At 39.0% G+C, this 8,044-nt stretch carries 5 protein-coding genes; 3 read left to right on the top strand and 2 right to left on the bottom strand.

The window, feature by feature from the left end; genetic code table 11:
* Nucleotides 1-49 precede the first annotated feature (49 nt).
* Nucleotides 50-1,285, bottom strand: a complete 1,236-nt coding sequence (locus VLZ86_RS10840; RefSeq protein ID WP_325451199.1) for a metallophosphoesterase — start codon at nucleotides 1,283-1,285, stop codon at nucleotides 50-52.
* 112 nt (nucleotides 1,286-1,397) lie between these two features.
* On the opposite strand from VLZ86_RS10840, the gene VLZ86_RS10845 reads away from it, so the two are divergent.
* Both VLZ86_RS10845 and VLZ86_RS10850 read left to right on the top strand, forming a co-directional pair.
* The gene (locus VLZ86_RS10845; RefSeq protein ID WP_414652552.1) at nucleotides 1,398-4,340 is read left to right on the top strand and encodes a GH92 family glycosyl hydrolase; all 2,943 of its coding nucleotides are present in this window, start codon (nucleotides 1,398-1,400) and stop codon (nucleotides 4,338-4,340) included.
* 156 nt (nucleotides 4,341-4,496) lie between these two features.
* The gene (locus VLZ86_RS10850) at nucleotides 4,497-5,807 is read left to right on the top strand and encodes a sugar MFS transporter (protein ID WP_325451201.1); all 1,311 of its coding nucleotides are present in this window, start codon (nucleotides 4,497-4,499) and stop codon (nucleotides 5,805-5,807) included.
* Nucleotides 5,808-5,961: 154 nt separating this feature from the next.
* On the opposite strand, the gene VLZ86_RS10855 is transcribed toward VLZ86_RS10850, so the two are convergent.
* Nucleotides 5,962-7,374, bottom strand: a complete 1,413-nt coding sequence (locus tag VLZ86_RS10855; protein WP_325451203.1) for an aldehyde dehydrogenase family protein — start codon at nucleotides 7,372-7,374, stop codon at nucleotides 5,962-5,964.
* 173 nt (nucleotides 7,375-7,547) lie between these two features.
* On the opposite strand from VLZ86_RS10855, the gene VLZ86_RS10860 reads away from it, so the two are divergent.
* Entirely contained in the window at nucleotides 7,548-7,817 is a 270-nt protein-coding gene (locus tag VLZ86_RS10860) for a hypothetical protein (protein WP_325451205.1), read from the top strand.
* The last annotated feature ends 227 nt before the right edge of the window (nucleotides 7,818-8,044 follow it).

Genomic DNA, 8,044 nt, shown 5'->3' on the forward strand with positions numbered 1-8,044 from the left:
CCTGCCCCATCACTCTTTTCTGATAAGACCGGGATGCTCAATAAAGACTTTATGCCATCCTGTTATTGGGGCCTTTTTTAAGTTCAATCACGGTGATCTCTGGCCAAATCCCAACCCGACCTGGATAGCCCAAGTAGCCAAAACCTCTGTTGACATTTATGTATTGTCCTTTTTCCTTATACACCCCTGCCCAATGTTTGTAACGGTATTTGATTGGACTCCATTTGATCCATCCAGGAATTTCGATGCCAAACTGCATGCCATGGGTATGTCCACTTAAAGTCAAATGGTAATGGTAATCATCATTAATCACCACCTCATCCCAATGGCTTGGGTCGTGGGTCATCAATATTTTAAAATCGTCAGGGCGCACGCCTTCCGCAGCTTTATTTAAGTCGCCTGATTTTTTAAATCCACCTTTCCCCCAGTTTTCACATCCTAAAATTGCAATACGCTGTCCGTCCCTTTCAATAAATCGGTTTTCATTGAGCAAAAGATCGTAGCCCAAGTCTTTTTGAAGCTGTTTTAGTTCCTCCAGATTTTGCTCCTTTTCAGAGGTGGAATCCCAATCAATATAATCGCCGTAGTCATGGTTTCCCAATACAGAAAACACGCCATCCTCAGCTTTTAGTTCAGAAAACAAGTCCATCCATGGTAATAATTCCGAACTTTTATTATTGACCAAATCTCCAGTAAAAAGAATGACATCAGAGTTTTGCTGTTTGACCATGTTTACGGCACGCTCCACTTCGGGTCGGTTGTCAAAGCTTCCAGAATGGATATCGCTAATATGTGTAATCCTATACCCATCAAAAGCTTCGGGCAAATCATCAAAATGTAAGGTATGTTTAATGACTTTGTAATTGTACTTGCCCTTATACATTCCATAAAGCATTGCAGCAAAAGGAATCGCCGCAATTCCCACAGCCACGCCGCTTACAAACTTGCGTCTTGAAGGCATGTACAACGATTCTTTAGAAGTAAAAAACTTAGAATAGATCGCTATAAACGAACGCACTATATCCTCCCCAAAGAGAAAAAAGATCAAGACGACATTAAAAAACAAGAAGGTTAAAATAAAGCCGAAAGCATAACTTTTTGAGGGTGAAAGTACGCGCCCTCCAGCGCCAAAGGCAAATTGAAAGATTAAGTTACCCGCTATGATCACTCCTATCGCAATAAAAACATAGTAGATCCAAGTGTTTTTGGTAAGCGTCCTAATAGCCTGAAAACCATATAGCGTGATAAGAATATAAAAAATGGTAAATACAAGCCAGCGTAACATAAGAGCAATTTTATTCAAAGATAAATGAATTATACCGGTATTAAAATGTTGAGATAAAATTTAACCGTCCCTTAAGATTTAGTATATTTCCGCTGCAAAATCAATCCCTTAAATGATGAAGTCATTTTTTTTAGCTTTCACAGCTCTATTCCTACTTATAGGCTGTTCTGACCATCCTAAAACAACGCCAGCTAAAAAAGATAAATCTTTAGTGTCATTGGTCAATCCTTTTATTGGTACAAGCGGTCATGGTCATACTTATCCTGGCGTAACCATGCCATTTGGAATGATGCAATTAAGCCCAGACACCCGCCTTGACGGATGGGACGCTGCTTCTGGCTATCATTATAGTGATGAATACATCTACGGCTTTACACACACCCATCTCAGTGGCACTGGTATAAATGATTATTGTGATATTTTACTCATGCCCACCAATGAAGTTGTTTTCAACAATGGGAGTGACGGAAAAAAAGGCTATCGCTCAAAATTTTCACACGACAAGGAAAAAGCGGAACCTGGTTACTACCAAGTGCATTTGGAAGACACGGACATTAATGTAGAATTAACGGTTTCAGAGCGCAGTGGCATCCATAAATACCAATTTCCAACGGCAAAAAATCAAATTATCGTATTAGATCTAGAACATCGCGATCAGCTTTTGGCCTCAAAAATCAAGCAAACTTCGCGGACTGAAATTACTGGTTATCGCCACTCCAAAGCGTGGGCAACCAATCAGAAATTGTTCTATTATATTAAATTTTCACACCCCGTGTCCGTCGATTTAATTGCAAGAAAACAAAACTTGACCAATAAAAAAGCAGTATTCCAATTTGACAATCCCAAAAACGAACCTGTCTACGTGAAAATTGGCATCAGCGCCGTGGATGAAGCTGGTGCCAAGAAGAATTTTGAAGCTGAAATCGGTGATAAAACCTTTGACCAGGTCAAGGAAAAAGCGCAAACTGTCTGGGAAAATCAATTGGAAAAAATCATTATTGAAACGGACAACCAAGACCATAAAACAAATTTTTATACAGCGTTGTACCATACCATGATTGTACCCAACATCTATCAGGATGTGGATGGCCGTTATCGAGGCATGGACATGAAAATCCATAATGCCAAAGGGTTTAAGTACTATACCGTGTTTTCACTTTGGGATACCTATCGGGCAGCGCACCCACTATACACACTTATTGAACGTAGGCGCACCAGTGACTTTGTCAACACGCTTATCGCAAAATACGATGAGGGCGGGATCTTACCTATGTGGGACTTAAGTGCCAATTACACTGGCACGATGATTGGCTACCATGCCGTTCCTGTAATTGCCGATGCCTACCTAACCGGGATAAAAGGTTTTGATGCCGAAAAAGCTTTTAAAGCGATGAAACATTCAGCCAATCAAGATCATCTCGGCTTAAAATCATATAAAGAATTTGGATTTATTCCTGTTGAAGATGAAAGCGAATCCGTCTCGAAAACTTTGGAATACGCTTACGACGATTGGACCATTGCTAAAATGGCCCACGCTTTGGAAAAAGTGGATGACTATGAAATCTTTATGAAACGTGCCCAAAGTTATAAGAACGTCTTTGATCCCGAAACAAAATTCATGCGAGGCCGTTTCAAAAACACTTGGTTTGACCCTTTTGATCCCTATGAAGTGAATTTTAATTATACCGAAGCCAATGCGTGGCAATACAGTTTTTATGTGCCACAGGATGTTTCTGGATTTATGGAACTATTAGGCGGAAAAGAGGTATTGGAAGCGCAATTGGACAGTTTGTTCAACGCAGAAAAGAAAACTTCAGGACGTAACATGGTAGATATTACTGGGCTCATAGGCCAATACGCCCATGGCAATGAACCGAGCCATCACATGGCCTACCTTTATAATTTTGTCAATAAACCTTTTAAAACCCAAGAGAAAGTCCATCAAATCCTAACGGAGCTTTATAAAAATGAGCCTGACGGTATTGCAGGAAATGAAGACTGCGGCCAAATGAGTGCATGGTACATATTTTCCTCCATGGGTTTTTATCCGGTGACGCCAGGCTCCAATCAGTATATTATTGGAACGCCGTTATTTGATAAAGCCACTATCAATCTTGAGAACGGAAAAAACTTTACCATCAAAGCGTTTGATCTCTCTGACACCAACAAGTACATAGATTACGTCCGGCTTAACGGTAGCCGATTGCATAAAAGCTATATTACTTCAAAGGATATTCTATCTGGTGGTATTTTGGAGTTTTATATGACCGATTCGCCATCAGATTGGGGCACTGACGACGATGATGTGCCGACCACATCCATCGATTATTTTAAAATAGTTCCCGTTCCATTTATCGCAAAAGGCGATATCGCCTTTAAAGGTGAAACGGAGGTTGTATTGGAAAATGCGCAAAAAGAAACGGATATTTTTTACACCTTAAACGATTCCATTTATATCAAATACGAAAAACCATTTATCATTTCGGAGCCTTCAACTTTAAAGGTGTATTCTCAAAAAGATGACGAAAAATCCGCAACGGTCGCGACTGATTTTTATAAAATTGATCCCAACCGCTCCATAGAACTCAAAACCACCTACGCTAATCAATACAATGCTGGTGGACCTAACGCTTTAATTGATGGCATTAAAGGCTCCACAGATTTCCGATCAGGCACCTGGCAAGGCTATGAGGATAAAGATGTGGTGGCCATTGTTGATCTGGGTGAAGAGATGACCGTCCAGTCTGTTAATGTCAACTTTTTACAGGACCAACGTTCTTTTATCTTTTATCCTACTGAGGTTTTATGTTATATTTCAGCCGATAATCAAAACTTTCAATTGGTAGGAAAGCAAAGCATTCACGCAATTAATCGTTCTGAAGAGGTCAAAATTAAGACGATGACTTTTGATCTGAAAGATAAAAACGCAAGATACGTGAAGTTTGTGGCTAAAAAACTGGGCAGACTTCCTAAGTGGCACGTGGGTTATAAAGACAATGGCAAAAGCTGGATCTTTGTGGATGAGATCAGTATTCAGTCGGCAGTGGGGCAGTGAGAGTAGGCAGAAGGGAGTCGCAATCCGTACCGAGAAGGCGCGTTCGGGCGGGTGGCATAAGAAGAAGTAGTAAAACCACAAATTGAACCTAAAACATCATTTAACCTAAGACAATTAAATCTGGAACTTTGAATTAAAAACTTTGAAATTAACATTATGAATCAACCAAAATCCTATCGTTCTTCCTTTATATTATTGACCATATTATTCTTCCTTTGGGGATTCATTACCGTTTTAGTTGATTCTCTCATTCCAAGACTTAGAGAATTATTTACGCTTACTTATTTTCAGGCAGGAATGGTCCAATTTGCCTTTTTTGGTGCTTATTTCTTACTGTCTATTCCAGCGAGTTATATCCTAACTAAAATTGGTTATAAAAAAGGTATTATCTTAGGATTATGTACCATGGCATTGGGATGCTTACTTTTCTACCCAGCAGCTTCCTACCGAATATTTGGAATTTTCATGGTGGCTTATTTCATCTTGGCAGGCGGGATTACCATCCTACAAGTGGCGGCCAATCCATATGTAGCGGTTTTAGGAACAGAAGATGGCGCCTCAAGCCGTTTGAATCTTTCACAAGCGTTCAACTCCTTGGGCACAGCTATTGCTCCAATCATTGGCGCGTTATTCATCTTAAGTGATAAAATTAAGACCAGCGATGAAATTGCAATTTTAACCGACGCTGAAAAAGGTCTTTATCTCGCCACTGAGGCCTCAGCGGTTCAAAAGCCTTTTGTGGGATTGGCTATTTTTATCTTCATCATTGCCGGTGTTTTCTTTTTCGCAAAACTTCCAAAGCTGATCAATGAAACTGCCGTAGGATCATATAGAGATGCCTTAAAACATAAGAATCTCGTTATGGGCATTATTGGTATCTTCTTCTACGTTGGTGCAGAAGTAGCTATTGGAAGCTATTTGGTCAATTACTTTTTAGAAATGAATATGGTAGAAGTCATCAAACAAAATGGCTTTATGAAATCGATAGTTGAAGGCATTTTAAGTACAGGGATTACCGAAAGTGACGACAAAGCCATTGTTGGGGTGTTTGTAACGTTTTATTGGTCTGGTGCAATGATCGGCCGATTTGCAGGCGCATATCTGACAAGAATTATTAAGCCAGGAAAGGTATTGGGCATTTTTGCTACCATTGCCATATCCTTGATTCTAATTTCCATAAGCACCACAGGTTTGGTGAGCATGTGGAGTATTTTGGCGGTAGGATTGTTCAACTCTATTATGTTCCCAACGATTTTTACTTTGGCCATTGATGGTATTGGATCATTGAAGCCAAAAGCCTCAGGGATGCTATGTACCGCTATTGTTGGAGGTGCTATCATTCCGCCAACATTTGGGTATTTAACGGATCAGATAGGATTTAAATCGGCATTATTTTTTGTTATTTTATGCTACACCTATATTCTTTACTACGGATTTATAAACAGTAGAAAACAGGTGACCATATAAATCAATGAAAACATAATAAATAAAAGCTGTGACGGAAACTGCGACTGAAACCTGCAACTGTTTTCCCGCAGATGACGCAGATATTCGCTGAACTTTGTGAATAAAGTTCAATTCTCAGATACTGAAAACAGCCACTGAAAACTGAAGACTGAACTCAAAACCACTTCAATGTCAAATCAATCAACTTCTGTTTAAAATTGGTATAAGGAGGCATCAAAAAATCTGTGGCGCCTAGGGTGTGCTGTTTCATCATCGCACGTCGGTTGGAAAAAGCCTCAAAGCCATAGAATCCATGTGACTTACCAATGCCGCTGTTATTACTGCCTCCAAAGGGAAGATTATGATTTAAGAACTGGAGGAGGTTATGGTTCACGCAACCACTGCCGGCTCTGGTATTATTCATGACAAAGTCGATGTTCTTTTTAGACTTGCTATAGATATATAATGCCAGCGGTTTTTCTTTCGAGTTGATATAATCTACCGCTTCCTCAATAGCTGAATAGGTTTTAACCGGTAGGATAGGGCCGAAAATCTCATCTGTCATCAACTTGCAATCTTCTGGCATATCAAAAATCAAAGTAGGTTCTATATAATTATCGCTTGAATTATAAGTTCCTCCCGAAGCGATTTCACTCTTCTTGAGTTTTGCTTCATCAATATAAGATACCAGACGTTCAAAATGTTTGGCGTTGACAATTCTGGAATATGAATCTGAACTCTCAACATTTTCTGAGTAAAATTCTGAAATTTTAGATTTAAACAGTTTTGTAAATTGTTCTTTCAAATCCGATTTCAAAAGCACATAATCCGGTGCAATACATGTTTGTCCAGCATTGGTGAATTTTCCATAAATTATTCTTTTAACCGCAGTTTCAAGATTGGCAGAGTTGTCAATAATAGTGGGCGACTTCCCTCCCAGTTCTAAAGTCACGGAAGTTAAATGTTCAGAAGCCGCCTTCATGACAATCTTACCAACTTGCGGCGAGCCCGTAAAAAAGATATGGTTAAATGGGAGCTTCAACAATTCTGTTGACACCTCAACTTCACCTTCAATAAGCGCGATTTCATCTTCATTAAATAGCTCCGATACAATATCTGCCATCACCTTTGAAGCATTGGGAGTCATTTCGGAAGGTTTAATAATAACTGTGTTTCCCGCTGCAATTGCCGAAACCAATGGACCAAAAGTGAGGTTGATGGGAAAATTCCAAGGTGAGATTAATAAACAAACCCCTTTAGGTTCGTATTTGACATAAGATGAAGCGCCAAGTAATGCCAAAGGTGTAGCCACTTTTTGATCTTTCATCCAAGACTTCAAGTTGCTTTTAGCAAATTTAATTTCGGTGAGTACCGGATAAATTTCCGTGAGATCGGTCTCCAAAAAAGGTTTTTTAAAATCGGCGTACATCGCATCCCTGATCTTTTGCTTAGAGGTAAACTCCAAAACATTTTGAAGCGCATCTAGTTTTTTGATGCGTTCTTTATAAGTAGTATTTCCAATCTTAAATTGATTTACCTTTTGTCGACTGAACAGGTCACTGAACTTATTATCTATGTATCGTGTCATTGGTCGCTTCCATGTTTATTGAGCTATTCGCTACATTTGTGTATTTCATCGATGATTTTTGAGTGATATTTCAACTTAACCGTTTATCGATGTTCTATATCTAATATATTATAATCTACTCAAATTGTGTTGTTTCTTTGACATGTAATTATAAATCAAAACACGTTTTAGAGATGAAAAAAGTTTTAATCCTTATCGCACTAATCACTTTACCAGTATTAACTTTTGGTCAAAATGCTACTGCTGAAACCGTAAAACAAAATGAAATAATTACCATTGAAACCGTCACCATTCATCAAATTACAGAAAACCAAATCGCTTTTGGGACGTTTACTAAAAATGACGTGGTCAATTTAAGCTATAAGAAAAGTAACGACCTTATTAGCATCAAGGCATACAGAAAGAGTCTGCAAATTAGAACCAGAGAGGTTAAGACTTGCTAACCACAAAACTTTAAAATAACCTTCATCCATATAAACCGAGGCATTTCAAATTAAGAAATGCCTCGGTTTTTTTTATTGATTGGGGATATCCTTCGTGGAAAACTCATAGAGTCGACTGGCTTCTTCCTCTTTCAACTTTTGAGCAAGCTCTAAGGCATATGGAATGACATCACTACAAATCACAATCAAAGCATCCTTTTGAGCATTCTGGATAGCAAAGGTTGCGG

Origin of the sequence: Gelidibacter sp., assembly GCF_035515035.1 — a bacterium.
Taxonomy (GTDB): domain Bacteria; phylum Bacteroidota; class Bacteroidia; order Flavobacteriales; family Flavobacteriaceae; genus Gelidibacter.